Genomic DNA, 25,585 nt, shown 5'->3' on the forward strand with positions numbered 1-25,585 from the left:
TCCAGGTCCAGCCTTTTTTCCCCGGGACGGGCGGCCGCGCCCGGGTCACCCCGGGCACGGTCGCGTTCGGCTAAACCACGGTGATCAGTACCACCGTTGGTTGGGGCCGCCCCAGCAGTCCCACATCCCCACTCGGGCTCCGTTGGCGTTGTTGAACCCCAGCACGTCCAGGCACTTGCCGTTCATCGCGCTGCGGAGTTGGCCGTTGGTGTAGTACCAGCGCTGGTTGGCGCCACCCCAACAGTCCCACATCCCGACCAGGGCGCCGTTGGCGTTGTTGAACCCCAGCACGTCCACGCACTTGCCGTTCATCACGCTGCGGATCGGGAAACCCACAGCCCTCGACTCGCCCTCCGCCGCGCTGGCGGGAACCGTGACGAGGCTGAGCAGGGTCGCCGCAAGGGCAAGAACAGTGGCCACTCTTCGCATTCGCATTGGATTCACATCCCGACGTTTCCAGGTTGTCGATAAATGACTCGTCGGAAGAACGTCCCTCTCCCCGCAGAAGGTATCCCCCACTGCATCATGCTGCGACGACGCCGGTGACAGAACAGCTGTCCCAGCAGTTCACCCCATCGAACGGGAAACAAGGGAAAAGCAAGAAATAGCGCATTCGCGTGATGCGCACGGCCTCTGCCGCTGGGTGAGGGAATTCTCGAGAGCTATCCCAGCTCGTCGATCGCACGATACACGCGCTTCTCCGAGATCGGGTACGCCGTGCCGAGGGTCTGGGCGAAGAAGCTGATCCGCAGCTCCTCGATCATCCACCGCACCCGGCCGTCGTCGCCGGGACGGCCGCGAACCTCGGCATACGCCCGTTGCGCGTCCTGCACGACGTGGGTCCACTCGAGATCGCGGTCCGGGCGCTCCGGCAGCTTCTCGAGGCGGCGCAGCACCCCGCGCAGGTAGCGCTCGACGTCCGGGAGCCGGGCCGGCCCGGTCGCGGTCACGAACCCGTCGAACACGAGGGCGGCGACCTGCGTGCGCATGTCGGCGACCGACTCGGCGAACACCCGCCCGGTCATCCTGGCCAACGCGGCGTCCACCTCCGCGTGCACGGCGAGCACGCCGCGCACGCGCTCCAGAACCGAGTACAGGGTGTCGGCGAGCCGGGCCCGCACGCCCGCGCACAGCGCCTGGAACTCCTCCGTCGTCCACACCGGACCGCCCAGATCGCTCACCACCGCGTCGGTCGCGGCGTTGAGGCAGTCCTCGAGCAGGCCGGGCACGCTGCCGTGGGGGTTGGCCGACAGGGCGAGCTTGGCCTGGTTGGGCAGCCGCCGCACGACCTGCTTGACCGGGGAGGCCACGGTCAGCAGCACCAGCCGCCGGGTCCCCCGCCACATCGCCCTGGTCCGCTCGTCCTCGCTGTCGAACAGCCGGATGGCCACCGACGTGCCGGTGTCGACCAACGCCGGGTAGGCGGTCACCTGCTGCCCGGCACGCCGCAGCGACACCGCGCGCTCCAGCGTGCCGAACGACCAGGACGTCAGCCCCTCCCGGGTGAGGCCCTCCGCGCCCTGCTCCAGCGACTCGCGCACGCGGGAGGCCAGCTCCCGCTTCAGCCCGCCGAGATCCTTCCCCTCGAGGACCGGGCGACCCTCGTCAACCACCTGGAAGGTCGTCCTGAGGTGCTGGGGCACCTGGTCGAGCTGCCAGGCGTCGGGCGGGACGACCATGCCGGTCAGCTCGCGCAGCTCGGCGGCCACCTGGGCAAGCGACGGCTCGGGCACGCCGGCCAGCCGCTCGCGCAGGGCGGCGGCGAAGTCGGGGACCGGGACGAAGTTGCGGCGCAACGGCTTGGGCAGCGAGCGGATCAACGCGGTGAGCAGCTCCTCGCGCAGCCCGGGAACCTGCCAGGGCAGGCCGTCGGCGCTGACCCGGTTCAGCAGCGCGAGCGGCACCTGCACGGTCACGCCGTCGCTCGTCTCGCCCGGCTCGAACCGGTAGCGCAGCCCCAGGCGCAGGTCGTTGTGCGACATCGCGTCGGGGTAGGCGTCCGGGCTGACGTCGCCGGCGTCCGGGTTGACCAGCATCGCCGGGTCGAACGTGAGCAGCTCGGGCTGGTCACGGCGGGTCTTCTTCCACCAGGTGTCGAAGTGCCGGCCGGACACGACCTCCTGGCCGATCCGCCGGTCGTAGAAGTCGAACAGCGTCTCCTCGTCCACGACGATGTCGCGGCGGCGCGCCTTGTGCTCGAGCTCCTCGGCCTCCGCGAGCAGCTCGGCGTTGCGGCGCAGGAACGCGTGGTTGGTGTGCCACTCCCCCTGGACGAGCGCGTGCCGGATGAACAACTCCCTGGCCAGGCCCGGGTCGATCCGCCCGTAGTTCACCGCCCGGTCCACCACGATCGGCAGGCCGAGCAGCGTCACGCGCTCCGAGGCCATCACGGCGGCGCGCTTCTTCTCCCAGCGCGGCTCGCTGTAGGTGCGCCGAACCAGGTGCTGGGCCAGCGGCTCGATCCAGTCCGGGTCGATCCGGGCGACGATCCGGCCCCACAGGCGAGAGGTCTCCACCAGCTCGGCGGCCATCACCCAGCGGGGCTGCTTGCGGAACAGCGTCGAGCCCGGGAAGATCGCGAACTTCGCGTTGCGGGCGCCGAGGTACTCCTTGCCGGCGGGGTCCTTGAGCCCGATGTGCGAGAGCAGGCCGGTGAGCAGCGACATGTGGATCGGCCCCGGCTCGGCCGGCGTCTCGTTGGGCGTGACGTCGAGGCTCTTCACCATCTGCCGCAGCTGACCGGCGACGTCCTGCCACTCCCGCACCCGCAGGTAGTTCAGGAACTCGGCCCGGCACAGCCTGCGGAACCGGTTCGCCGACAGCTCCCGCTTCTGCTCGGTCAGGTACCGCCACAGGTTCAGGTAGGACAGGAAGTCGGAGTCGGGGTCGGCGAAGCGCGCGTGCTGCTGGTCGGCCTGGGTCTGCTTGTCCGCCGGCCGCTCCCGCGGGTCCTGGATGGACAGCGCGGCGGCGATCACCACGACCTCGCTGACGCACCCGTTGCGGTCCGCCGCCAACACCATCCTGGCCAGCCGGGGGTCCACCGGGAGCCGGGCGAGCTTGCGCCCGAGCGGGGTCAGCCGCGGTTCGGAGTCACTGGTCGAGCTCTCCAGCGCGCCCAGCTCGTTGAGCAGGTTCATGCCGTCGGTGATGTGCCGCCGGTCGGGCGGCTCGACGAACGGGAAGGCCGCGATGTCACCCAGGTCCGCGGCGGCCATCTGCAGGATGACCGACGCGAGGTTGGTACGCAGGATCTCCGGGTCGGTGAACTCCGGCCGGGCCGCGAAGTCCTCCTCGGAGTAGAGCCGGATGCAGATTCCCTCGGAGGTACGTCCACAGCGGCCCTTGCGCTGGTTCGCCGAGGCCTGCGAGATCGGCTCGATCGGCAGGCGCTGGACCTTGAGCCGGTTGCTGTAGCGGGAGATGCGGGCGAAGCCCGGGTCCACGACGTACTTGATTCCGGGCACGGTCAGCGAGGTCTCGGCGACGTTGGTCGCCAGCACCACGCGCCGCCCGCGGTGCGGCTGGAACACCCGCCGCTGCTCGCCGGCCGAGAGCCGGGCGTAGAGCGGCAGGATCTCGGTGCCCGGCCGGTTCAGGGCGGTGAGCGCGTCGGCGGTGTCGCGGATCTCCCGCTCGCCGGACAGGAACACGAGGACGTCGCCGGGGCCCTCGGCGGACAGCTCGTCGACCGCGTCCAGGATGGCCTGGGTCTGGTCGCGGTCCGGGTCGGCGTCGGGGTCGTCCGGGTCGACGAGCGGCCGGTACCGGACCTCGACCGGGTAGGTGCGGCCGGACACCTCGATGATCGGCGCGTCGTCGAAGTGCCGGGAGAACCGCTCCGGGTCGATCGTCGCCGAGGTGATGATCACCTTCAGGTCGGGCCGGCGCGGCAGCAGCTGCCTGAGGTAGCCGAGGATGAAGTCGACGTTGAGGCTGCGCTCGTGCGCCTCGTCGATGATCAGCGTGTCGTACTGGCGGAGCTGCCGGTCGGACTGCAGCTCGGCGAGCAGGATGCCGTCGGTCATCAGCTTGACCAGGGTGTCCTCGCCCACCTGGTCGGTGAACCGGATCTTCCACCCGACCGCGTCGCCGAGCCGGACGCCGAGCTCCTCGCTGATGCGCTCGGCGACCGTCCTGGCCGCGATCCGGCGGGGCTGGGTGTGGCCGATCAGCCCCCGTACGCCTCGGCCGAGCTCCAGGCAGATCTTGGGCAGCTGGGTCGTCTTGCCCGACCCGGTCTCCCCGGCCACGATCACGACCTGGTTCCCGGCGATCGCCTTCTTGATGTCCTCGCGTCGCTGGCTGATCGGCAGCTCGTCGGGGTAGGTGACCGTGGGCAGGGCGGCGCGCCGCCGCTCGACACGCCGGACGGCCCGGTCGACCTCGGTCGCGATCTCGTCCAGCCTGGCCTGCCGGGCGTCGTCGCGGAGCTTGCCGAGGCCGTCCAGCCGCCTGCGCAGGCGGCGCTCATCGCGCAGCGTCACCTCCGAGAGGCGCGCGCGGAGGTCACGGGGAGTCACCAGAGGGGTGGAAGGCACAGTCATCGCGTCACCGAGCCTAACGACCGGCGCGAGCGAGTTGTTCCACCCGAGGGAATAGTCACCGCGGGTGCGCAGTTGATCTCGGCATGGCGAAGAAGCTGAGCGAGCAGGACATTGCCCTGTTGAACGAGCCCCAGATCGCGAACGTGGCGACGGTCATGGACGACGGCTCCCCGCAGGTGACCCCGGTCTGGGTGGACACCGACGGCGAGGCCGTGCTGTTCAACACCGCCAAGGGGCGGGTCAAGCACCGCAACCTGCTCCGCGACCCGAGGGTCGCGGTCTCGGTCGTCGACAAGAACGACCCCTACCGGCTGGTCGTGGTGCGCGGCACCGCCGAGTTCATCGACGAGGGCGCCGACGCGCACATCGACAAGCTCGCGAAGAAGTACCTCGACGCCGACAGCTACCCCTTCCGCAAGGCCGAGGAGCAGCGCGTGATCGTGCGCGTGCTCCCCGACTGAGTCCTCCCACCCGGCGCCCTCCCACCCGAAACGGCTACTCGAAGCGAGCGAGGTCGCCCGCGCCGACGCGGACGACCTCCAGCTCGTCGTTGGAGAAGTCGATCACGGTCGTCGGCTCGACGCCGCAGTCGCCGGAGTCGATGACCGCGTCCACCACGTGGTCCAGCCGCTCCTTGATCTCCCAGCCCTGGGTCATCGGCTCCTCCTCGCCCGGCAGCAGCAGGCTGCTCGACAGCAGCGGCTCGCCCAGCTCGGCGAGCAGCGCCTGGGTGACCACGTGGTCCGGAATCCGCACGCCGACCGTCTTCTTCCGCGCGTTCAGCAGCCGGCGGGGCACCTCCTTGGTACCCGGGAGGATGAAGGTGTAGCTGCCCGGGGTCGCCGCCTTGATCTGGCGGAACACCGCGTTGGACAGGTAGACCAGCTGGCCGAGCTGGGCGAAGTCGTGGCAGACGAGCGTGAAGTGGTGTCGGTCGTCGAGCTGGCGGATCGCCCTGATCCGGTCGACGCCCTCCCTGTTGCCGGTCAGGCAGCCCAGGGCGAAGCACGAGTCGGTCGGGTAGGCGATCAGTCCACCGTCGCGGAGGATCGAGACCACCTGCGCGATGGCCCGCCGCTGCGGGTTCTCCGGATGCACGTCGAAGTACTTCGCCACCCGGAGCAGACTAGAGGCCGCCATTCAGGGCCGCTCGACCAGGACGTGGGTGCGCATCAGCCGCTCCAGCTCACCCGCCGGGTCGTCGGTGAGACCGGTGTGGGCCGGAGAGGCCTGCAGGATCGTGCTGCGCGGCGCGGTGAGCCAGCGGAACCGCTGGCTCGGCGTGCTCACCGCCATCGGCCCGGCACCGTCGCCGGCCTGGCACCACGAGTGCAGCGCGTCGGCGAGCACCTCGAGGTCCAGGGCCGGGTCCAACGCCCGGAGGCGCTCCGGGTCGAGGTGGGTACGGCAGCGCAGGAAGCGCAGCGGCGCGCAGTGGACGATCACGCCGACGTTCATGAACTCCGCGCGCTCCTGCCGGGGCACCGCCCGGACCAGCGCGTACTCAAACACGTGCGGCACGGGTCTCCTCCAACGCGGGCACCCACTGGTCGGCGCGTTCGATCCGGCTGGCGAAGTAGGCCGTGTACGCGGCACGGGTGTCCGCCGCGGAGCCGGGCGTCGGTTCGGCGACCAGCCACTCGTCGGGTACCAGGGCGAGCACCTCGTCGAGGACGGGCATCACCCGCGGCCGCAGCTCCCGGTCCGCGTCCACGACCGATCCCGCGGCCGGCAGCATCGCGTGGTCGGCGGCGTCGTAGCGGTAGCTCGGCGCCGGCTGCCACCCTGGACCCCACCGGTGGTGGAAGTACAGCGACGCGCCGTGGTCGATCAGCCAGACCTCCCGGTGCCAGAGCAGCATGTTCGGGTTGCGCCAGCTCCGGTCCACATTGAGCACCAGGGCGTCCAGCCACAGTAGACGCGCGGCGAGCTCGGCGCCGGGGTCCCGCACGCGCGGGGTGAAGTCGAACGAGCCGGGAAGGTAGTCGAACCCGAGGTTCACTCCCCCACTCGCGTTGAGCAGGTCCTGGATCTCCTCGTCCGGCTCGGCCTTGGACAGGGTGGGGTCGAGGTCGACGAACACGACCTCCGGCACGCGGAAGCCCAGTCGTCGCGCCAGCTCGCCGACGACCACCTCGGCCACCAGGGCCTTGAGGCCCTGACCGGCGCCGCGGAACTTGAGCACGTACATGCCGAGGTCGTCGGCCTCGACCAGCCCCGGCAGGGAACCGCCCTCGCGGAAGGGCGTCACGTAGCGGGTGGCCGCCACCCGCCGCAGGGCCGCGTTGTGATCCACGGCCGCATCATGCCCGACCGGGATCAGAACTTCACGCCACGCTGCTCCAGCCAGGGCCGCGGGTCGACCTTCTTCCCGTCGACCATGACCTCGAAGTGCAGGTGAGGGCCGGTGGAGTCGCCGGTACTGCCCACCTTGGCCACGGTCTGCCCCGCCTGGACGCGGTCGCCCGGCCGCACGAGGAGCTCGGAGTTGTGACCGTAGAGGGTCGAGACGCCGTTGCCGTGGTCGATGACCACGGCCTTGCCGTACCCGCCGCGCCAGGAGGCGTCGCGGACGACGCCGGCGGACGCGGCTCCCACCGGCGTGCCGGTCACCGCGGCGATGTCCACACCCCGGTGCTGGGTTCCCCATCGCGGCCCGTACTCGCTGCTGACCCGCCCCTGCGCCGGCAGCGTCCACCCGCCGGGCTGGACGGCGGACTGGGCTCCCGTGGGGACGCCCATGGCCGCGGAGGTGGTCCCGGCGGTAACGCCGGTGGCGCCGGTGGCGAGGGTCTGGTCGAGTACGGCGGCGAACTGGGCGGCGGAGGTCCCGGTGGTCCCGGACGTGCCGCCGGTGGCGGGAGCGGTCCGCGCCGTCTGCGTGGGCGCCGAGACCGCGGCGGTCATGAACGACTGGATCTGCGTAATGCGGAACTGCACATCACTGATCGGCACGTGCCGGCTCCCCGTGTTCGGTCGACTCGATACCCGCTGGATCGCCCGCTCGCGGGCCGACCTGAGGAGATCCGCCGAATCCGGCCGTGCCGACGCGACGCGCCCCCTGCCGGAGACCGGCAGGGGGCGCGTCGTGGCGTTCTGTCCAGCTCAACTCCTACCCGTGGTTCACAGCGGCGGGTAGGCGTTGCGGAGCAGCTCGGTGAACTGCGCCTGGAACCAGTGACCCGACAGCGGCGAGTTCGGCAGCGCGCCCGAAGGGTTGTTCCCGTTGCGCGGGTTGCCCTGGTAGGCGGGGTCGCACATCTCGTCGGCGCCCTTGCCCTCGTCGTTCGGGATCTCCTCGCTGGCGCCGTCGGACTCACCCGGCGGCTTCACCCAGACGTAGGCGTCGATCCCGGACTCGGGCGCGGCGGTCGGCCGCTCACCGATACCGGCACCGGACTGGTTGCACCAGTTGCCGAGGTGGATCCGACGGTCGATGCGGGACTCCTCGACGAAGGTGTTCGGGTCGGTCGAGGAACTGGGACCGTCCGGCCTGTTCGGGCCGCCCCACCCGTTGCGGGAGGTGTCGATCAGCATGCTGACCCGGTGGCCGAGCCGCTGCGTGAAGAGCTCGCCGTACGCCTTGGCGTAGGAGACCTCGTCGACATAGCGGTTCCAGTCGATCCACTTCGCGGCCTCACGGACCGGCCGACCGCCGATGACCGTGTTGGCGTTGAAGTGCTCCTCGTGGAGCACGCCGTAGTTCGCCACGTTGGAGATGAACCCGTGCACGTCCTCGGCGCCGGCACCGTTGTTGCCGATGACCTGGCTCATGAACAGGTCGGCGAAGGGACGGAAGTTGTCGTCCCAGCCGAGCCAGCCGTGGTGCCCGATGTCGATGTAGTTGTAGACGTTGGGCAGCGCGCCGAGCTTGCCGAGCGCGTAGCCGACGCCCTTCTGGTAGTTCCCGTTGGCCTTCATCGTGTTGCAGTTGGCCGTCGCGGTCGGCCGCGGGTCGACGTTGGTGAGGATGTTCGGCAACGAGTCGATCTCGACCACCGCGACGATCCGCAGGTTGGCGTAGGCCGAGTCGCCGAGGATCTCCGCGATCGGGTCGATGTACTCGGTCTGGTACCGCCCGATGGCGTCGGCCGGCAGCTCGCCGTTGGACGCCAGCGCCGAGCAGTCACGGCCGGGCAGGTTGTAGATGACCACCTGGAACACGTCCGCGCCCTGGTCGAGCGCCTCGTCGAGGTGCGCCCGCAGGCCCATGGCGCCGCTGGTGCCGTTGATCGCGGCGATGCGGTCCATCCAGACGAACGTCGGCTCGTCGGCGATCGCCGAGCCGCCACCGGCGCTGGCCTTGGCGGCCCAGTCCGGGTTCACGTAGACCTGCGCGCCGGCGTAGGGGTTGTCGACGCGTCGCGGTGTGACATCCTCGGCACCGGCCGGGGAACCGACGGTCAGCAGACCGGCGGCCAGAGCGGCCGTCGCCGCCGCGACCGCCACGGACCGTGGGCCGGACCGTGTTCGGCCTCTGTCACCCTTCAGTTTCATCTTTCCTCCTCATTGGTGGGCGTTCTGGGCGCTCAGCGAGCGAGCGCGTCGTGCAGGGACTGGTAGGCCGGCTTGGCCGCGTAGTTCTCGGTGTAGGGCAGCGCCGCCCCCTCCCCCTGGAAGGTGTCGGGAACCCAGGAGTACTTGTCGGTGAAGCCCCAGACGGTGAGCTGGTTGCACCGGGGGACGGCCAGGCAGGCGTCGATGACGTTGCGGTAGTAGGTGGCCTGGGTGGCGAGCTTGTTGGAGTCGGCCGGCATCCGCATCCGGACGTCCAGCTCGGTGATCTTCACGTCCACCCCGAGCGCGGCGAACCGCTCCATGTTCTGCCGCAGGTCGTTGGGGAACCCGTACTGGATCGAGAGGTGTCCCTGGATGCCGACGCAGTCGATCGGGACGCCCTGGCCGCGCAGCCTGCTGACCAGGTTGTACATCGCGGTGCTCTTGTTGTTGATGCCCTCGACGTTGTAGTCGTTGATGCAGAGCTTCGCGTTGGGGTCGGCGGCCCTGGCGTAGCGGAAGGCGTCGGCGATGTAGCTCTCGCCGAGCCGCTGGTACCAGAACGAGTTGCGCATGCCGCCGTTGTCGTCGAACACCTCGTTCACCACGTCCCAGGACGCGATGCGGCCGGCGTAGCGGCCGACGACGGTGTTGATGTGGTTGCGGATGGCCGTACGCATCGCGTTGGCGTCCAGGTTCTGCACCCAGCCCGGGGTCTGGTTGTGCCAGACCAGCGTGTGCCCGTGCACCGTCTGGCCGTTGGCCTGTGCCGAGGCCATGATCTGGTCCGCCCCGGAGAAGTTGAACTGCCCCTGGTTCGGTTCGGTGGCATCCCACTTCATGGCGTTCTCGGCGGTCACCGTGTTGAACTCACGGTTGAGCGTGTCGCGGTAGGCCTGCTCGTTCGACAGCGGCCCGGTCGCCACGGCCGTACCGATGAGGAAGTTGCGTGCCGTGGCGTGGGCGCGCAGCGGCTGGGACCTGGAGCTCCCGTCGGTGTCCGCCGTCGCCTGAACGAGTCCTGTTGCGACGGACGTCGTGGCCATCGCCGCCGTCAGCAGTGCGGTCAGGCCGTGGCGCAAGGATTTCCCGCGCATCTGCCTACTCCTGTCTACGAGAGGTTGTCAGTTCTCGGTCTGCGTCGAACAACCCCGCGGCCGACGGCGCCAGACGCACCCGGTGTGTGGACGCAGGGGGCGCGGTGAGGGCCACACCCGGGGTCGCGGCACCGGTCGCCGCCGGTGCGGTACCGGGGCGGGGAACCACGAGTACCGCACCGACGACCGCCAGGACGGCCAGTGCGAACGAGAGTCGGACCTCATGATCGACCACTTCCTTGTGGGATCGGTTGCCTGCCTGGCGCCAACTACTCCGGTTCGGTCCCCCAGACCGCCGTACCACCGGCATAGAGGGTCATGTTCGACACGGTCACCGGGGTGGCGCCGGGCGTCTGCGCGACACCCTGGTAGGACCAGTCGTTGGTGGGGTCCCAGCTGCCGGAGCTGGTGATCCGGAACTGGACCTCACGGCGGTGCTCGGACTGCCCCGCCGGGGCGATCCCCGTCCCAGAGCAGTCGATCGTGACGTAGTAGACGGAGCCGGCGTGCTGGGTCGGCCCGGTCGGCTGGGCGCACTGGTTGTAGTGCGAGGTCAGCGTGAGCTGGTCGGGTGTCGTCGTGCCGTCGAGGGTGAAGTAGTAGCGGAAGGACCCGTCGTCGAGGGTGCGGGCGGGCCAGGCCGAGCGGTTCACCACATAGGTCTTGATCTCGGTGTACTTCGCACCGGTCGAGTTGACCGCGGCCTGGAGGTAGATCTCCGGGCCGTCCGGTTCCTCGGCGGTCGGGAAGCCCGGCGCCGGCTCCCCGCCGAACTCGAGGTACATCCTCGCCAGCGCGCCGGTGAGGCCGGCGTTGTAGTCGGTCGCGACCTCGTTCATGACGTAGTCGCCGCGGTCGTCGACGTAGTTGTCGTCCGCCTGCGGCGGGCCGCCGACCAGCGCTCCGTAGAGGACGTGCCGGTTGTCCTCAGGGGACTGGATGCTGTTGGACCACGAGCCGTGCCCGGTGCGGTGGTGCGGGTCCCGCGGGGGGTTGTTCCCGAACCCCACCATGAAGGACGCGCCGCGCGGGTTGTCGCCGAGCGCGTAGTCGATCTGGCCGGTCGCGAAGTCGTGGTAGCGCCGCGCCCGGGTCTCGTCGGTCGTCCAGTCGCTGTAGACGAGGGCGGCGAAGGCTGTGTTCGCGGCGTAGCGCAGCGACCCCCACCGGTCCAGCACCGCCTGCCCGCCCGGGGAGTAGGGCACGCGCTGGTTGTTGACCCCGACAGTCCAGTAGTCGAGCCAGCGGTTGGCGTCGGTCACGTACTTCTCGTCGCCGGTGAGCCTGGCGAGCAGGACATAGGCCCCGTAGGACTTGTCGTCCCACGCGATCGTCCACTTGTACGGGCGGAAGCCGGTCCCCTGCTCGGTGGCCAGCCTGTCGTACTCGGTCTCGGCCTTGGCGAGGTAGGTCTGGTCGCCGGTCGCGCGGTGCAGCCAGACCGCGCCCCACACGAGCTCGTCCTGGTAGCCGCTCCAGGAGTTGTAGTAGTTGGCCGCGTCGCGGATGCAGTCGGAGTACTTGCCGCGCACCGTGTCGGCGAACGTGTAGAGCTGCCGCGCGTGGGTCAGCAGCCGGTCCGCGTATGCCGGGTCGGTGGGGCGGAAGACCATTGACGCGGCCGCCATGGCCGCCGCGGTCTCACCGGCGAGATCGGACCCGCCGCAGGTGGCGTCGATGCGGTAGGCGGGCCTGGCCATCGGCATGACCTCGGCCGGGCCCCACCAGGCGTGGTCGGTCCCGCCGTTGCCCACCTGCCCGTAGAGAACGTTGGGCGAGGGGTGGGCCTTGACGAAGTAGTCGTTCACCCACCGCAGGTTGTTCAGCAGCTCGTCGAGCTGACCGGCCCTGGCGTAGGCGTCCCGGTACTCCACCGCTCCCCAGGCGAGCATCGTCGCGGAGGCGGCCATCGGGAAGCCGAACTTCACGTGGTCACCGGCGTCGTACCAGCCCCCGGTCAGGTCGAGCCCGACGTCGGCCCCGTCGGCGAGCCCGGAGTCCCCACGCCAGTCGACCCGGTTCCAGGCGGGCAGCCGACCGGACTGCTGGGCCTCGTAGAACCAGATGGACTTCTGCAGCGCCTCGCCGTACGCGAACGCCGCCGCCTGCGCGGGTGCGGTCCCCGGGGCGGCCACCACGGCTGCCGCGGCGAGCGAGAGCGCGGCGGCGAGCGTTCTGACGCGCATTTCCTGGTCCTTTCCTCCACACCTCAGGTGTGGAACTCGGGCGGGGCCGGCGGCGAGGAACAATCCCGGCCCCGCCCGAGGTATCAGGGGAAGAGCAGCCCGAAGTCGGCCATCGCCATCGCGATGTCGGCCTGTGCCCAGAACCGGTGGTACCGGAACGTCGGCGCGGGACCGCCCTCCAGGTACCGCTCGACCTGGGGGTAGTCCGGGTCGGAGGTGTACCAGGAGCGGATGGAGGTGAAGGTCGAGTTGCTGTCGATCCGGTCACCGTTGGGCATGGTCCCGGTCCAACCGGACGGGACGTAGACCCGGTCGTCGAAGCGGTTGTAGTCCGCCCGCGACTCCTCGACCGAGATGCCCAGGTCGTCCTGGTTGTTCGGCGCCCACATGGCGTCGAGCAGGTTGCCGGCCATGTCCCGAGCGGCCGTGTCGCCGGACTCCGCCGCGTAGTACATGAGCGTCCTGGCCAGGGCCGCGGTCACGCCCAGGTCCTGGTTGCGGCTGGTGACGGTGACGTGCAGCCCGTTGTTCGCACCGGGACTGCCCGCGTTCCAGGTGTCCGGCTGCCCGGACCAGCCGAGCTCGGCCGGGACCTGCCAGGTGCCGTTGGCGGCGTCGACGGTGGTGTTGGCCATCGCCCAGTCGACCCACTTGTCCAGCAGCTGTCCGGCCTGCGCGTTGCCGGTCGCGTAGTAGAGCTCGGCGATCCGCTGCATCGACCAGGTCTGCATGCCGAACCACCGGTTGCTCGGCGGGTCGTGGTACACCGGCTGCCAGTCGTAGTACATGCCGTAGAAGGTCGACGCACCCGCCGGCGGCTGGGCGTAGCGGCCCTGCCAGCTGTTGGTCGCACCACCGGCGATGCCGCCCTCGGCGGACTGCAGCCACCGGTAGAACTCGAGCTGCCGGTCGAAGCTGGTGTCCCAGTCGGCCACCGCCGTCGCCGACCTCGGCTCCAGAGCGTCCACGTTGGACAAGACCCAGGCGGCCATCGGGTTCTGGTAGCCGAAGTGGTTGTGGCTGGAGCCGATGCGCCAGGCCCACGCGCCGTCCGTGCCGCCGCCCCACGCGTAGTACCAGGACATCAGGTAGTGCGCGCTGTTCTTGCCGCTGCCGGCGGGGCAGGTGCTCGGGCCGACGCAGTTGCCGACGCGCTTGAAGTACTTGTCGTACATGGCGTAGCGCAGCCAGTCACCCATCTTCGCCGCCTTCGCGAGGGTCGCGGAGATCTGCGACTGGTTGCCCTGCTCGGTCGCCCAGGTGTGCGCCCAGTAGGCGGCCTGGACGGCACGGGCGTCGGCGTCCGGCGCGTTGGTGTAGCGCCACTGCCGGGCGTACTGCTGGTCGCCGACGAACAAGTCGACGTATCCGTTGGGACCGCCGTGCTCGAAGGTGTCACAGGACGGGTGCGGAATGGTCTCCCAGGTCGACTCCTCCGGGCCGCGCTGGAAGGTGTTGATGTACGCGGGGCTGCTCGTGCCGTCGCCGCAGTTCCCGAAGCCGTAGCGGTTGTCCACGTCCAGCAGCCAGTGCATGCCGTAGACGTCGGAGTTGCCGTAGGTGCTGCGCAACTCGTTGGCGATCGGGTCCTGGCCGACCGGCACGTCGAACTCCAGCTCGCTCGGGTAACCCTGCGGGGTGTCGTGCTCGTCGGCGTAGGTGGCGGGATCGGCCGGGTTGTACCGGGCGTTGCCCGGCTGCTCGGCCGCGGAGGGGATGATGTGCTCCTCCATCGACTCCCAGGCCTCGTTGAACGGGCCCCACTCACCGGTCACCCGGCCGTACTGCGCCTCCAGCCAGATCCAGTAGCTGAACGCCTCCGAGGTCGTCACGTGGCCGTAGTCGGGCGCCTCGACGATCAGGGTCTCCACCGAGTGGTACGGAACCGGCGGGTCGTGGTCGCTGAAGTATCCGTTGGCCGGATCCTTGATCTTCTCGTACAGCTCGAGGAACCGGTCCACGGACTTCGCGTCCATCCCGGGCACGGATCGCAGGGCCACCGGGGCGCCGGAGGTGTACTCGAGCGGCACGGCGACCACGGGTGCGGCGAGGGTGAGCGATCCGAGCGCGGCCGCTATTGGGAGCGCTCCCAAGAACAGTTTTCTTCGTCTCATCAGTTGCTCCAACCGCGATCTTCTCAGTGGGCAGTCAGGACGTCGTGCGCGGCGCCCGAGGGTTCCGGGCCGGGAGTGACTACCACGGGGAGTTCTGGGAGCGCTCCCACAATGGGTAAACAAATTGTTAGCAGCTGATCACATGCGGTGTCAACGCTTCGGATGGGATCGGCTGCTCTATCGTGGCCTTCGCGGTGATCCATTTCGAACGTGTCGCCAGCGGGCGGTATTGACAGCTGAAGGTACCCTCGAATATTGGGAGCGCTCCCACATTGAACTCCACCAAGGAGGGCGATGTGAAGAAACGCAGGACCGCATCCAGGGCCACGGTCCTGGCCGGGGTGGTTGGCTTGGCGGCAGCCGCGCTCACGGTGCTGCCCGCCGCCCCGTCGGCCACGGCGCACGGCGCCATGACCTACCCGGCGACGAGGACCTACGCCTGCTACGTCAACGGTCTCGAGGGCGGCAACGGCGGCGACCTCAACCCCACCAACCCCGCCTGCGCGGCCGCCGTCGCCCAGGGTGGCAAGCAGCCGCTCTGGGACTGGTTCGGCAACCTGCTGCCGAACATCGGCAAGCAGTGGTCGTCCCTGCCCGCGGGGAGCCTGTGCGGGCCCTCGGACAAGTACGCGGCCTACCGGGCGGCCAGGACCGACTGGCCGACGACGGAGGTGCGGGCCGGTGCCCAGGTCACCATGCGCTACAACGCGTGGGCGAGGCACCCCGGCACCTGGTACCAGTTCGTCACCAAGGACGGGTGGGACCCCAGCCGCCCGCTCAGCTGGAGCGACCTCGAGGCCTGGCACCAGGTGACGAACCCGCCGGTGAACGGCAACGGTCCGCACGGCCCGGAGTACACCTGGTCGGCGACCATGCCCAACAAGACCGGGCGCCACATCATCTACTCGGTCTGGGAGCGTTCGGACAGCCCCGAGGGGTTCTTCAACTGCTCGGACGTGGTGTTCACCCGGTGAACCCGCACCCGGCCACGGCCGGGCGACGGCCGGCCGCGGGGCCTCGCCCCGCGACCGGCCGTCGTAGTCATCCGGTGAAGTTGACGTCACTGCAGAAGTAGTACGACTGGTCCAGGTGGCTGGCCTGCCAGATCGTGTAGACGATGTGGCGCCCCGTCCGCGAGCCCGCGTCCACCGGGATCTGGGTGTTGCTGGTCGGCGGGGTGCGCCCGACCTCCTTCACCAGCTGCAGGTCCGACCAGCGCAGGGCCTGGGTCGTCGGGTTGAAGCCCTGCCTGGTGATGTAGACCCGGTAGTAGTCCGCGCCGTGCAGGGCCTGGTCATGGACGTTGACGGTGAAGTTCCTCGGCTTGTTCACCGCACGCCAGTTGCCGACGGCGTCCATCGCGGCGTAGCGGCCGCCCTGGGTCCGTCCGGCGCTGCACAGCTGCCCGTCGGGGACCGCCGCCTGGTGGTTACCCCCCACGTTCTCCCGGTAGAGACCGTTCCAGTTCCACATCGCGTTGGTGTCGGCCTGCCAGGCCTGCCAGCACATCGGGTCCTGGGTGGCCATGTTCGGGTTCTGGAAGTCGCTCCCCCACCGCTGCCAGCAGCCGTAGTTGCGCGACGGCGGGTCGGTCGTGCTGCCGTGCGCGCCGGCGGTGCCCGGCAGTGCGACCGTGAGCAGTGCCGCGGCGGACAGCGCGGACAGCGCCGCCGCCAGCAAACGAGTTCGAACGGACACGTGTGTCTCCTGACTTCGTTGTCACGAGGATTCGGAACGGTCTTGGGAACGCTCCCAAATCGGGACGGTAACCGCGTGGAAGCGCTTGGGAAAATCCGCTCCCCGCGGCCCGAACCGCCGACGGTCACGGATGGTGAGACCGACCGGCGGCCCGGGACCGACGGGCTACACCGTTCAGGACTCGTTCAGCGCCGACCGATCACCACTGCCCGGGATCGGCCGGGACCGGACCGCGGTCCGGTCCCGGCCGTTAGGCCAGGAGTGCGAACTTCGCACCGTCGCACCAGGACGGCGCTACCGACAGCGCCAGGAACGCTCCCTGGGCACGTCCTAGGACGTTGCCAACTCGTAGGCCCGCTGCGGCACGAACTGCCCGGCGGGGGCGATGCAGCCGTCCGCCTCCCCGGGCAGCTTCACCCACAGGAACGCGGCGATCTGGGGGTCGCCGGTCTCGGTCGTGCTGGGGGTGCCGATGGCGCGCCCGGGCGGGTCGCACCACTCGCTGCCGGCCGGGCCGTTCCCGTTCCGGCTGGTGTCGACCACCGCGCGGAGCCGGCCGTCACCGAGGTTGGCCAGCACGGCCTTGGCGAAGGCGACCTCGTCGGAGGTGGTGCGGTAGTTCGACACGTTGGTCGAGATCCCGTCGGCACTCGCCGAGACCTGTGCGGCCCGGAGCCGCTGGGCAGCCTCGGCGGGTGAGAGCCACGCGGAGTGACCGATGTCGAAGAACACCAGCGCCCGCGACGAGCCGGCCTTGAGCCGCTGGCCGGCATAGGCCATCGAGCTCGAGGTCCTGGCCTGCTCCTCCGGGGTCTGGCAGCTGGTCATCAGCGGGAGCACGTCCGGCTCGAGCACGATGTAGGCCGGCCGCCCGCCGAGGCCGGCGGCGACCTCGTCGACCCAGGCGCGGTAGGCCTCGTGCGACGGGGCGCCCCCGCTGCTGGCTCCGCCGCAGTCGCGGTTGGGGATGTTGTAGACGACGAGGATCGGGATCTTCCCCGCCGCCGCTGCCGCGCCGACCAGCGAGTCCACCTGCGAGCGGACCGTGCCGGTGTTGGTGGTGGTGAACCAGCGGGCCTGGGGCACGCTCGCGATCCGGTCGCGGATGACCGGGGTGCGCGAGTCGTTCGGGTTGGCCGCCACCCAGCGGGCCGAGCTGGTCTCGGGGTCCACGTAGAAGACCGAGTCCGCCGCGGCGGCCACGGGTACCGACACGGCCGCCGCACAGGCGCACACCAGCGCACCCGCGGCGCCGAACCACTTCTTGAGCTCCATCCATTCCTCCGGTTGACGATGGCGAGGGGTTGGATGGGAGCGTTCCCAAATCGCGCGCCCAGTGTGCTCGATTCATCACTGCGGGTCAAGGCGGCGGCAGCTGCGGACGGGCTCCCACTATTATTGGCACGGCGTCGGGGCACGTGGAGGGCGGGAGTTGTGGAATGGCGGGCAAGGGTCGGTCCCGAGCGAGCGGGCGCCCCACGCTGGAGCAGGTCGCCGTGGAGGCCAACGTGTCCCGGGGGACGGCCTCCAGGGTGGTGAACGGGTCGCTGGAGGTCAGTCCGTACGCCCTCAAGGCCGTCCGGGACGCGATCCGGAAGCTGGGCTACGTACCCAACCACGCGGCACGCAGTCTCGTCACTCGCCGTAGCGACACGGTACTGCTCGTGGTCTCCGAGTCCGAGGACCGGGTGTTCAGCGAGCCGTTCTTCGCGAGCATCGTGCGCGGGCTGAGCCAGGAGCTGTCCAACACTCCGCTGCAGCTCAACCTGGTGATGGCGAGCACCGGACGCCAGCACGACCGGGTCGAGCAGCTGGTGCGCAACGGGCACGTCGACGGGGTCATGCTGATCTCGCTGCACGGCGACGACCCCCTGCCGCAGAACCTGGTCGCCGCGGGCGCCCCGGTGGCGCTCATCGGCCGGCCGCCGGTGCCCGACGCCACCACGGTGCCCTACGTCGACGCCGACAACGAGGCGGGCGCGCGAGCCGCGACCGAGTACCTCTACCGGCAGGGCAGGCGCCGCATCGCGACGATCACCGGACCGAGGGACATGGCGGCGGGCCTGGACCGCCTCAGCGGCTACCGCGCGGCGCTGCGCGGCAAGCGCGGGGTCACCCGCCTGGTCGCCCAGGGCGACTTCGGGCAGGCCAGCGGTGAGGCGGCGATGCGGGAGCTGTTGGGCAAGGACCCGGAGCTGGACGCGGTGTTCGCGGCGAGCGACCCGATGGCGGCCGGCGCCCTGCGTGCCCTGCGGGCCGCCGGGCGGCGGGTGCCCGACGACGTGGCCGTGATCGGCTTCGACGACTCCGATCTGGCCCGCAACACAAACCCGCTGCTCACCAGCGTCAGCCAGCCGACCCAACTGATGGGCCGCAAGCTCGCCGAGCTGCTGATCGCGCAGCTGCGTGAGCCGGAGGCAAAGCTGGCGCCGGTGATCCTGCCGACCGAGCTGGTCTGCCGCGAGTCGGCCTGACAGCCGGCTCCAGGTCTTCCCGCCAGACGCCCCGAGCGTTATGGTGGGTTTCTGGGAGCGCTCCCAAATCGCCACAACGACGTGTCGAGCCAAGAAGGAGCGAAATGAAGAAGACCCTGACGTCGTGATCGCGGCTCGCGCCGCACTGTGCTCCCTCTCGTTCGCCCCCTCGACCGGGCCGGGCAGTGCCTCGGCCGACACCTCGGCGGTCAGCACCGTGTCCTACCGAGTTGGGGCGCGCCGCGCGGCGGGGTGAGGCGGCGCTAGGGTGCGGCGGTGTTCCTCGAGTCCGACCTGCGCCGTGCCGCTGCCGTCTACCGGGCGCTGCCGGAGTACACGCGGCGCGTCCGGTTGGTCGGCCCCGAGCCGGGTGAACCACCCGAGGACCTCCCGCTGACCGGTTACGAGTTCCAGCTGCTCTCCCAGAACGGCGAGGACGGGGTGCTGGCCGAGATCCTGCGTCGGGTCGGCGCCCCCGGCCGGTGGTTCGTCGAGTTCGGTGTCGAGTCCGGACGCGAGGGCACCTGCGTCGCGCTCGCGGACGTCGCCGGCTGGCACGGCCTGTTCATGGAGTCCGACGGCTCGCACAACCACCTGCTGCACCAGAAGTACCAGTGGAACGCCGGGGTCACGACGCTGCACGCGACCGTGACGCCCGAACGCGTGAACGAGCTGTTCGCCGCCGGCGGTGTCCCCGAGGAGCCCGACGTGGTGTCGATCGACATCGACGGCGGCGACTACTGGGTCTGGCGGGCGCTGCGCGGCTACCGGCCGCGGGTGGTGGTGGTCGAGTACAACTCCGCGCTGCCCCCACACGAGCGGCTCGTCCAGCCGCCGGAGGCCGCCACCTGGTTGGGGACCGCGTTCTTCGGCGCCTCGCTCGGGGCGCTCGTCGCGCTCGGTGAGGAGAAGGGTTACCGGCTGGTGCACTGCGAGCTGGCCGGGGCCAACGCGTTCTTCGTGCGCTCCGATCTGGCCGTGCACTTCCCGCGGCCGGACGAGGTGCAACGGCGTGGACCCAACTACTTCCTCACCTCCTACGGCCACCCCACCGACGACACCGGCCGGGAGTACCTCAAGGTGTGAGGCCTCGCCTCAGGGGTGCAGCCCCGGCCCCAGTTCGTCGGCCGGGGCGAGCGGGGTGGGGCTGAGAGTCGTCTCGTCCTCGCCCTCCTCCAGCAGGGTGGCCGCGGCCCCGACGATCCGCGGGTCGGGCTCGCCGACCACCTCGGGGTCCTTGTCCTCGTAGTCGAACCGGGCCAGGACGCTGCGCATGGCCTCGACCCTGGCCCGCTTCTTGTCGTTGCTCTTGACCACGGTCCAGGGGGCGACCTCGGTGTCGGTCTCGCGGAACATGGTCACCTTCGCCTGGGTGTAGGCGTCCCAGCGGTCGAGCGACCTGATGTCGTTGGGGCTGAGCTTCCACTGCCGGACCGGGTCGAGCTGGCGGATGACGAACCGGGTCCGCTGCTCCTTGCGCGAGACCGAGAACCATAACTTGACCAGCAGGATTCCGTCGTCGACGAGCATCTGCTCGAAGGTCGGGACCTGGCGCATGAACCGCTCGTACTGCTCGTCGGTGCAGTAGTCCATCACCCGCTCCACGCCGGCCCGGTTGTACCAGGACCGGTCGAACAGCACGATCTCTCCGGCGGTGGGCAGGTGGCGCACGTAGCGCTGGAAGTACCACTCCCCCTGCTCCCGCTCGCTCGGCCTGCCCAGGGCCACCGTGCGTGCCCCGCGCGGGTCGAGGTGCTCGGTGAACCGCTTGATCGTGCCGCCCTTGCCCGCGGCGTCCCGTCCCTCGAACAGGATCACCATCCGCTGACCGGTGCCGGCCACCCAGTACTGGAGCTTCAGGAGCTCGATCTGGAGCAGCCGCTTCACCCGCTCGTACTCCGGACGGGTCATCCGCTCCTGGAAGGGGTAGTTCTCCCGCCAGGTGTCCACCTCGGACCCGTCGGCGCGCAGCAGCACCGGCTCGTCCTCGTCGGTGAACTCCGCCCGCAGGCCCTCGGTGAGCTCGCGGAAGACCTCGGACGCCGCCGCCGGTTCTTGGATCACGCCCGTTGGTACCCGAGAAGCGGGTCCGCAAACCCACGTCGGCCTGACCCTCAGGTCCGCACCGGGCCTGCCGACGACAGGTGTGGCTCGCCCCTCGAGCTCCGGACAAGGAGACCCGACATGACCGCAGCGCCGTCGTCCGCCGCGTCCGCGGACGGCAACGGCCTGAGCGTGCTCGCCGGGGCCGTCAGCAGCGACCTGCGTACCCCGCTGCACTCCGTGCAGGGCTTCCTCGAGCTGCTCGGGATGAGCGGGCTCAGCCCGGCCCAGCGGGACACCTTCGACTTCGTCATGCGCGACACGGAGGCGCTGGTCAGGACCGCCGATCGCCTGCTCCTGCTCTGCCAGCTCCTGGCCGGGGAACGACAGGCCCGCGACCAGCCCTTCAACACCGCCGAGCTGCTCGGGCACGCGACCGCGAGCGTGCTCAGCGACGTCCATGTCGTGCTCGACCGCGACGTCCCCGCCACCCTCAGCGGAGACGCCACCAGCATCCGCCAGCTGCTCGAGGAGCTGCTCGAGAACGCGTGTGCGCACACCCCCGGCCGGGTCACCCTGGGCGTCGAGACGACCGGGCCGGTACGCGACGGGACGGTGCCGCTGCGGTTCAGCGTGGCGGACGACGGCCCGGGCCTACCGGACCGGCAGCTCGCGTTCCTCCGGGCCGGGGTCTCCGCGCGTCCCCCGGCCGGGTTCGGCCTGTACCTCGTCAAGCACATCGTCGCCGGGCTCGGCGGCGATATCAGCGTCGAGCGGCCGCCCCGGTCCCAGTCGCGCGTATGCGCCGACCTCACCCTGGCACTGACCTGGGAGGACGGCCACCTCGGCGAACCGGTCGGGCGGGCCCTGGCCACCGGCCGGCCGCTCGCGGTGCTCGTCGTCGAGGACAACATGGTCAATCTGGCGCTGGCCCAGCGCCAACTGCGGGCCCTCGGCCACGAGCCGCACACCACCACCGGCGGCGAGCACGGTGTCGCCGCCGCCCTGGCCGGTGACTTCGACGTGATCCTCATGGACCGCCACCTGCCCGACCTGGACGGGGTCTGCGCCGCTCGCCGCATCCGCGGCGCGGAGGCCGCCGCGGGACGCGGTCGTACCCCGATCTTCGCCGTCACCGCCGACGCGACGTCCCGCAACCGCGAGGAGTGCCTGGCCGCCGGCATGGACAGGTTTCTCACCAAGCCACTCGACCTCGAGGCACTGCGCGCGGCGCTCGACCAGATCCTCGCCCCGCCCGCCGAGCGGCCGGAGGAGGACGTGGTGGAACCGGGCGCGCTGCGCAGGCTCGCCAGCCGCCTCGGCGCGCCCGACATGGTCGCCGAGCTCGCCCACGTCTTCCTCACCGAGCTCCCCGGACGACGACTGCGCCTGCAACACGCCGTCCGTGCCGCCTGCCCGGTCGACATCGAGCAGGCCGCGGAGGCCCTCGGCTCCCACAGCGCCGTCGTCGGCGCGCACCGCCTGGCCGATCTGTGCCGAACCATCGCCGACGCCGCCGCGGTAGGCGACCTGCGCACCGCGCACGAGCGCATACCCCAGCTCCGCCTGACCTGCCGCCGCACCGCCGCGGCCATCACCGCCGAGATCGACGCCGCGGCCTGAGCGCGGCACCGCGCCGGTGCGGTTGGTGGCGAACACGCGCCGGAGCTCCTTCTCAGGAGGCGGTGGCGTCAGTGGCGTCGGTGGAGTACGCGAGGGCGCGCCCCGCTTCCAGGGCCTCGAGGCGTTGGCGCAGGGCCGCGGTGGCGAGGAGGTATGCGTCCGAACCCAGCGTCAGCCGCAGCGGTGCCTTGGCCTGGTCGGCGGAGGCGATGATCGCCGCCGCGATCTTCGCGGGGTCGCCCGGCGCCGGCAGCGGCGGCAGCTCGCCGGCGAACACCCGGCGCAGCTGCCCGGAGGGGCCGTCGGCGTACTCGGGCAGCGCTTCGCCGAGAACGGCGTTGCCGCCGCCGAAGTCGGTGCGGGCCATCCCGGGCTCGACGATCGTGACACCGATGCCGAACGGCGCGAGCTCGGCGGCGGAGGACTCCCAGAAGCCCTCGATGCCCCACTTGGTGGCGTGGTAGAGGCTCATGGCCGGGAAGGCGATCTGGCCGCCGACGCTGGCGATCTGGATGTACCGCCCACCGCCCTGGCGGCGCAGGTGCGGGGTGGCGGCGCGGGCGAGCTGGATCGAGGCGGTGAGGTTGGTCGCGATCTGCCGGTCGAGCTGCTCGTCGGAGAGCTCCTCGGGCGCCCCGAACAGGCCGTAGCCGGCGTTGGACACGACGACGTCAATCCGGCCGAGCTGGGTGAACGCGCGGTCGACCACCTCGCGCAGCGCCGCGGTGTCGGTGACGTCCAGACGGGCCCGCCAGAGCCGCTCGCCGTGGCGCACGGCCAGGTCCTCCAGGGTCTCGGGGCGCCGTGCAGTGGCGGCGACGCGGTCCCCTCGGGCGAGCAGCTGCTCGGTCAGGTGCCGGCCGAAGCCCGAGGACGTTCCGGTGATGAACCAGGTGCGGGGCATGTCCTGCTCCTCAATTGATGTAACTAACTAGATACATTCATACCTCCGCGGTCGGTGGATGTAAACATCTGGATGGTTATGTACGCTGAGCGCGTGCCACCTGACGCCACCGAGACCAAGCGGCGACTTCTCACGGCGGCGGTCGAGGAGTTCGCCAGGTACGGCCTGGCCGGCGCCCGGGTCGACCGCATCGCCGAGACCGCCGCGGCCAACAAGCGGTCGATCTACATGCACTTCGGGACCAAGGAGGAGCTGTTCGACCGGGTCGTCGCCGACAGCATGGTGGAGCTGGCGGAGGCGGTCGTCGTCGACGCCCGCCAGCTGCCCGGGTACGCCGGCGAGCTGTTCGACCGCCTGGAGCAGCGGCCGCACGTGCGCCGGCTGTACCTGTGGGCGGGATTGGAGCGACAGCAGCCGATCGACGTCGAGGTCGAGGAGTACCGGAAGAACGTCGCGGCGATCGGTGCCGCACAGCAGGCGGGCGAGGTTCGCGACGACATCCCGGCCACCGAGCTGATGGCCATGGTCATCGCCCTGGTGATCAGCTGGGACACCGCCTCCTGGTCGCTGAAGGCGCTGGCGTCAGAGACCGGTCACGACTCCTTCACCCGGCGCAGGACGGCGGTGACGGCGGCGGTGGCCGCACTCGTGCGGCCACCCGTCACCGCCAGCTCCGGCTAGGCAGGGGTCACGGCAGGGCGAAGCCGAGTCGCCGGCCCGCCTCGCGCAGCTCGTCGCGGGCGGCGGGATGCGCCACGTTGTCGATGACCAGGCGGGCCTGGTCGTCGGCGTCGCGGCCCCAGACGGTGGCCACGCCCTGCTCGCTGACGATGAAGCTGTGCTGGAAGCTCGTCACCGGGCCTGCCAGCCGCGGCACGACGGTGGACACGTCTGCCTTGGGGTGCCAGGACGGCAGCGCGATGACCGCGCGGCCACCGGGCGAGTGCAGCGCGCCGACGACGAAGTCGGTCTGGCCGCCGAAGCCCGAGTAGATGACGCCGTGCACCCGACTGGCGTTGGCCTGCGCGTACAGGTCCACCTGCAGCGCGCCGTTGACCGACACCAGCGACCGCTGGCGGGCGATCACGCCGGGGTCGTTGGTCTTCTCCGTGCGCAGCAGCTGGACCCGCCGGTTGCGGTCCAACCACCGGTAGAGCTCCTCGGAACCGAAGACGAACGAGGCGGTCACCGGGACGACCGGGTCGAGGCTGCCGGCCTTCTCCAGGGCGAGCACGCCGTCGCTGAACATCTCCGACCAGATGGCGAGGCCCCGCCGTGCGGTCACCGCGTCCAGCACCGCGTCGGGCACCGCCCCGATGCCGAGCTGCAGGGTGGCCCCGTCGCCGATCAGGTCGGTCACCCGCGCCCCGATGGCCCGTGAGACCTCGCTGATCGCCCGGGGTTGCGGTGACGGGAGCGGCTCGTCGACCTCGATCGCGAAGTCCACCTCGTCGTCGGCGAGCACGGCGTCGCCGAAGGTGAACGGCATCCGGCGGTTGACCTGCGCCACCACCAGCCCGCCACGGGCGCGGACGGCCTCGATCGCCGCCGGGAGGATGTTCACCTCGGTGCCCAACGACACGGTGCCGCCGACCGGCGCCGAGGTGTGCACGAGCACGATGTCCGGCGGAAGGGTCTGCTTGAGCAGGTGCGGCACCAGCGAGAGCCGGGAGGGGAAGTAGCGCAGCCCGGCCCGGCCGCGCATGCCCGCGCCGACGAAGGGCGTCTCGAGCACCACGCCCTCCCGGTCCGGCATCCCAGGCTGGGCGTTCAGCGCGAACAGCCGGTACTCGGCCAGGGCTCCGTCGAGCACCGCCAGCGCCACGTGCGGGGTGGCGAAGTTCCCGCTCACCACCACGCGCGGGATGTCGGCGGCCACCCCCGACAGCACGGCGGCCAGCTGCGACTCCGACACCGACCTCATCCGCACCCGCCTTCGCCCGGAAACACGCCCGTCGGCTGCTTCTCCCCGCCGTTTCTACCCGCGACGCCGGGTGCGCGCACCCGCTGGGGGTGTCAGGCCGGTGCGACGCGCGAGCGCAGCAGGCAGAACTCGTTGCCCTCCGGGTCGGCGAGGACGTGCCAGCTCTCCTCGCCGGTCTGGCCGACGTCGGCGGGGGTGGCCCCGAGGGCGAGCAGCCGCTCCAGCTCGGCGTCCTGGTCGCGGTCGGTGGCGTTGACGTCGAGGTGCAGCGGCAGCTTGCCGCGGTCGGGCGCACCGCCGGGACTCAGCACGAGCGTCGGCTGGAGGCCGCCGAAGCCGGCTTGCGGCGGTCCGATCTCGATCGAGCCGTCGTCCTCACGTCCGATCTCGACATACCCCAGCACGGCCGCCCAGAATCGGGCCTGCCGCTCCACGTCGACACAGTCGAGGACCAGTTCGGTGATCCGGCAGCTCATGG

General features: G+C 70.6%; 23 protein-coding genes. 7 read left to right on the top strand and 16 right to left on the bottom strand.

Going from position 1 to position 25,585, the window contains the following annotated elements:
* Positions 1 to 84 precede the first annotated feature (84 nt).
* Together BU204_RS08180 and hrpA are read right to left on the bottom strand one after the other, a co-directional pair.
* Entirely contained in the window at positions 85 to 435 is a 351-nt protein-coding gene (locus BU204_RS08180; RefSeq protein WP_083661102.1) for an RICIN domain-containing protein, read from the bottom strand.
* A 227-nt stretch (positions 436 to 662) separates the two neighbouring features.
* Positions 663 to 4,547, bottom strand: a complete 3,885-nt coding sequence (gene hrpA / locus BU204_RS08185; RefSeq protein ID WP_075124965.1) for an ATP-dependent RNA helicase HrpA — start codon at positions 4,545 to 4,547, stop codon at positions 663 to 665.
* Positions 4,548 to 4,630: 83 nt separating this feature from the next.
* Between hrpA and BU204_RS08190 the strand changes: the two genes are divergently transcribed.
* Positions 4,631 to 5,008 carry a PPOX class F420-dependent oxidoreductase gene (locus BU204_RS08190; RefSeq protein WP_075124966.1) on the top strand — a complete coding sequence of 126 codons (378 nt, stop codon included), beginning with the start codon at positions 4,631 to 4,633 and terminating at the stop codon, positions 5,006 to 5,008.
* 34 nt (positions 5,009 to 5,042) lie between these two features.
* Here BU204_RS08190 and BU204_RS08195 read toward each other — a convergent pair whose 3' ends face one another.
* The 8 genes from BU204_RS08195 to BU204_RS08230 all read right to left on the bottom strand — a co-directional run bounded on the left by BU204_RS08195 (position 5,043) and on the right by BU204_RS08230 (position 14,441).
* Positions 5,043 to 5,663, bottom strand: a complete 621-nt coding sequence (locus BU204_RS08195; RefSeq protein WP_075124967.1) for an L-threonylcarbamoyladenylate synthase — start codon at positions 5,661 to 5,663, stop codon at positions 5,043 to 5,045.
* Between the two features lie 24 nt (positions 5,664 to 5,687).
* Positions 5,688 to 6,068, bottom strand: a complete 381-nt coding sequence (locus tag BU204_RS08200) for a DUF3037 domain-containing protein (RefSeq protein WP_075124968.1) — start codon at positions 6,066 to 6,068, stop codon at positions 5,688 to 5,690.
* Positions 6,052 to 6,843 (bottom strand): HipA family kinase, encoded by a 792-nt coding sequence (locus BU204_RS08205; RefSeq protein ID WP_198942804.1) that lies wholly within the window; start codon positions 6,841 to 6,843, stop codon positions 6,052 to 6,054. Before BU204_RS08205 ends, BU204_RS08200 begins: the two co-directional genes overlap by 17 nt.
* 23 nt (positions 6,844 to 6,866) lie before the next feature.
* Complete coding sequence (locus BU204_RS08210; protein WP_075124969.1) at positions 6,867 to 7,502, bottom strand: M23 family metallopeptidase; 636 nt, start codon at positions 7,500 to 7,502, stop codon at positions 6,867 to 6,869.
* 168 nt (positions 7,503 to 7,670) lie between these two features.
* Positions 7,671 to 9,044: a glycoside hydrolase family 6 protein gene (locus BU204_RS08215; RefSeq protein WP_083661103.1), complete on the bottom strand. Its 1,374-nt coding sequence runs from the start codon at positions 9,042 to 9,044 to the stop codon at positions 7,671 to 7,673.
* Positions 9,045 to 9,076: 32 nt separating this feature from the next.
* Positions 9,077 to 10,141 (bottom strand): endo-1,4-beta-xylanase, encoded by a 1,065-nt coding sequence (locus BU204_RS08220; protein ID WP_075124971.1) that lies wholly within the window; start codon positions 10,139 to 10,141, stop codon positions 9,077 to 9,079.
* A 269-nt stretch (positions 10,142 to 10,410) separates the two neighbouring features.
* Entirely contained in the window at positions 10,411 to 12,327 is a 1,917-nt protein-coding gene (locus tag BU204_RS08225) for a glycoside hydrolase family 9 protein (protein ID WP_083661104.1), read from the bottom strand.
* Positions 12,328 to 12,410: 83 nt separating this feature from the next.
* Complete coding sequence (locus tag BU204_RS08230; protein WP_083661105.1) at positions 12,411 to 14,441, bottom strand: glycoside hydrolase family 48 protein; 2,031 nt, start codon at positions 14,439 to 14,441, stop codon at positions 12,411 to 12,413.
* A 296-nt stretch (positions 14,442 to 14,737) separates the two neighbouring features.
* On the opposite strand from BU204_RS08230, the gene BU204_RS08235 reads away from it, so the two are divergent.
* Positions 14,738 to 15,415, top strand: a complete 678-nt coding sequence (locus BU204_RS08235) for a lytic polysaccharide monooxygenase auxiliary activity family 9 protein (protein ID WP_233159763.1) — start codon at positions 14,738 to 14,740, stop codon at positions 15,413 to 15,415.
* Between the two features lie 67 nt (positions 15,416 to 15,482).
* Here BU204_RS08235 and BU204_RS08240 read toward each other — a convergent pair whose 3' ends face one another.
* Positions 15,483 to 16,139, bottom strand: coding sequence for a lytic polysaccharide monooxygenase auxiliary activity family 9 protein (locus BU204_RS08240; protein WP_075124973.1), 657 nt, complete (start codon positions 16,137 to 16,139; stop codon positions 15,483 to 15,485).
* 330 nt (positions 16,140 to 16,469) lie between these two features.
* Entirely contained in the window at positions 16,470 to 17,414 is a 945-nt protein-coding gene (locus BU204_RS08245) for a glycoside hydrolase family 6 protein (protein WP_083661107.1), read from the bottom strand.
* A 164-nt stretch (positions 17,415 to 17,578) separates the two neighbouring features.
* On the opposite strand from BU204_RS08245, the gene BU204_RS08250 reads away from it, so the two are divergent.
* The 3 genes from BU204_RS08250 to BU204_RS08255 all read left to right on the top strand — a co-directional run bounded on the left by BU204_RS08250 (position 17,579) and on the right by BU204_RS08255 (position 19,699).
* Positions 17,579 to 18,613, top strand: coding sequence for a LacI family DNA-binding transcriptional regulator (locus BU204_RS08250; RefSeq protein ID WP_075124974.1), 1,035 nt, complete (start codon positions 17,579 to 17,581; stop codon positions 18,611 to 18,613).
* A 124-nt stretch (positions 18,614 to 18,737) separates the two neighbouring features.
* Positions 18,738 to 18,869 carry a hypothetical protein gene (locus BU204_RS41870; protein WP_269844633.1) on the top strand — a complete coding sequence of 44 codons (132 nt, stop codon included), beginning with the start codon at positions 18,738 to 18,740 and terminating at the stop codon, positions 18,867 to 18,869.
* 20 nt (positions 18,870 to 18,889) lie between these two features.
* Positions 18,890 to 19,699 carry a hypothetical protein gene (locus BU204_RS08255; protein ID WP_083661108.1) on the top strand — a complete coding sequence of 270 codons (810 nt, stop codon included), beginning with the start codon at positions 18,890 to 18,892 and terminating at the stop codon, positions 19,697 to 19,699.
* Positions 19,700 to 19,708: 9 nt separating this feature from the next.
* On the opposite strand, the gene ppk2 is transcribed toward BU204_RS08255, so the two are convergent.
* A complete protein-coding gene (ppk2, locus tag BU204_RS08260; RefSeq protein WP_408607994.1) occupies positions 19,709 to 20,674 on the bottom strand; it encodes a polyphosphate kinase 2 in 966 nt (321 codons plus the stop codon).
* Positions 20,675 to 20,797: 123 nt separating this feature from the next.
* Here ppk2 and BU204_RS08265 point away from each other — a divergent pair, with 123 nt between their 5' ends.
* Complete coding sequence (locus tag BU204_RS08265; RefSeq protein WP_075124975.1) at positions 20,798 to 22,279, top strand: response regulator; 1,482 nt, start codon at positions 20,798 to 20,800, stop codon at positions 22,277 to 22,279.
* Positions 22,280 to 22,331: 52 nt separating this feature from the next.
* Here the strand turns inward: BU204_RS08265 and BU204_RS08270 are convergent, their stop codons facing one another.
* Positions 22,332 to 23,183 (bottom strand): SDR family oxidoreductase, encoded by an 852-nt coding sequence (locus tag BU204_RS08270; protein ID WP_075124976.1) that lies wholly within the window; start codon positions 23,181 to 23,183, stop codon positions 22,332 to 22,334.
* A 93-nt stretch (positions 23,184 to 23,276) separates the two neighbouring features.
* On the opposite strand from BU204_RS08270, the gene BU204_RS08275 reads away from it, so the two are divergent.
* The gene (locus BU204_RS08275; RefSeq protein ID WP_233159765.1) at positions 23,277 to 23,864 is read left to right on the top strand and encodes a TetR/AcrR family transcriptional regulator; all 588 of its coding nucleotides are present in this window, start codon (positions 23,277 to 23,279) and stop codon (positions 23,862 to 23,864) included.
* A 7-nt stretch (positions 23,865 to 23,871) separates the two neighbouring features.
* Here the strand turns inward: BU204_RS08275 and BU204_RS08280 are convergent, their stop codons facing one another.
* The gene (locus BU204_RS08280) at positions 23,872 to 25,107 is read right to left on the bottom strand and encodes an acetyl-CoA hydrolase/transferase family protein (protein WP_075124978.1); all 1,236 of its coding nucleotides are present in this window, start codon (positions 25,105 to 25,107) and stop codon (positions 23,872 to 23,874) included.
* A gap of 92 nt (positions 25,108 to 25,199) precedes the next feature.
* A complete protein-coding gene (locus BU204_RS08285; protein WP_075124979.1) occupies positions 25,200 to 25,583 on the bottom strand; it encodes a VOC family protein in 384 nt (127 codons plus the stop codon).
* Positions 25,584 to 25,585: the final 2 nt, after the last annotated feature.

This window comes from Actinophytocola xanthii (genome assembly GCF_001921205.1).
GTDB lineage: Bacteria > Actinomycetota > Actinomycetes > Mycobacteriales > Pseudonocardiaceae > Actinophytocola > Actinophytocola xanthii.

What these genes read in the sequence shown, in the direction of transcription:
- BU204_RS08180 (WP_083661102.1), bottom strand. Translation starts at nt 435, where the DNA reads ATGCGAATGCGAAGAGTGGCCACTGTTCTTGCCCTTGCGGCGACCCTG.
- hrpA (WP_075124965.1), bottom strand. Translation starts at nt 4,547, where the DNA reads ATGACTGTGCCTTCCACCCCTCTGGTGACTCCCCGTGACCTCCGCGCG.
- BU204_RS08190 (WP_075124966.1), top strand. Translation starts at nt 4,631, where the DNA reads ATGGCGAAGAAGCTGAGCGAGCAGGACATTGCCCTGTTGAACGAGCCC.
- BU204_RS08215 (WP_083661103.1), bottom strand. Translation starts at nt 9,044, where the DNA reads ATGAAACTGAAGGGTGACAGAGGCCGAACACGGTCCGGCCCACGGTCC.
- BU204_RS08220 (WP_075124971.1), bottom strand. Translation starts at nt 10,141, where the DNA reads ATGCGCGGGAAATCCTTGCGCCACGGCCTGACCGCACTGCTGACGGCG.
- BU204_RS08225 (WP_083661104.1), bottom strand. Translation starts at nt 12,327, where the DNA reads ATGCGCGTCAGAACGCTCGCCGCCGCGCTCTCGCTCGCCGCGGCAGCC.
- BU204_RS08230 (WP_083661105.1), bottom strand. Translation starts at nt 14,441, where the DNA reads ATGAGACGAAGAAAACTGTTCTTGGGAGCGCTCCCAATAGCGGCCGCG.
- BU204_RS08245 (WP_083661107.1), bottom strand. Translation starts at nt 17,414, where the DNA reads ATGGAGCTCAAGAAGTGGTTCGGCGCCGCGGGTGCGCTGGTGTGCGCC.
- BU204_RS08250 (WP_075124974.1), top strand. Translation starts at nt 17,579, where the DNA reads ATGGCGGGCAAGGGTCGGTCCCGAGCGAGCGGGCGCCCCACGCTGGAG.
- BU204_RS08265 (WP_075124975.1), top strand. Translation starts at nt 20,798, where the DNA reads ATGACCGCAGCGCCGTCGTCCGCCGCGTCCGCGGACGGCAACGGCCTG.
- BU204_RS08270 (WP_075124976.1), bottom strand. Translation starts at nt 23,183, where the DNA reads ATGCCCCGCACCTGGTTCATCACCGGAACGTCCTCGGGCTTCGGCCGG.
- BU204_RS08280 (WP_075124978.1), bottom strand. Translation starts at nt 25,107, where the DNA reads ATGAGGTCGGTGTCGGAGTCGCAGCTGGCCGCCGTGCTGTCGGGGGTG.
- BU204_RS08285 (WP_075124979.1), bottom strand. Translation starts at nt 25,583, where the DNA reads ATGAGCTGCCGGATCACCGAACTGGTCCTCGACTGTGTCGACGTGGAG.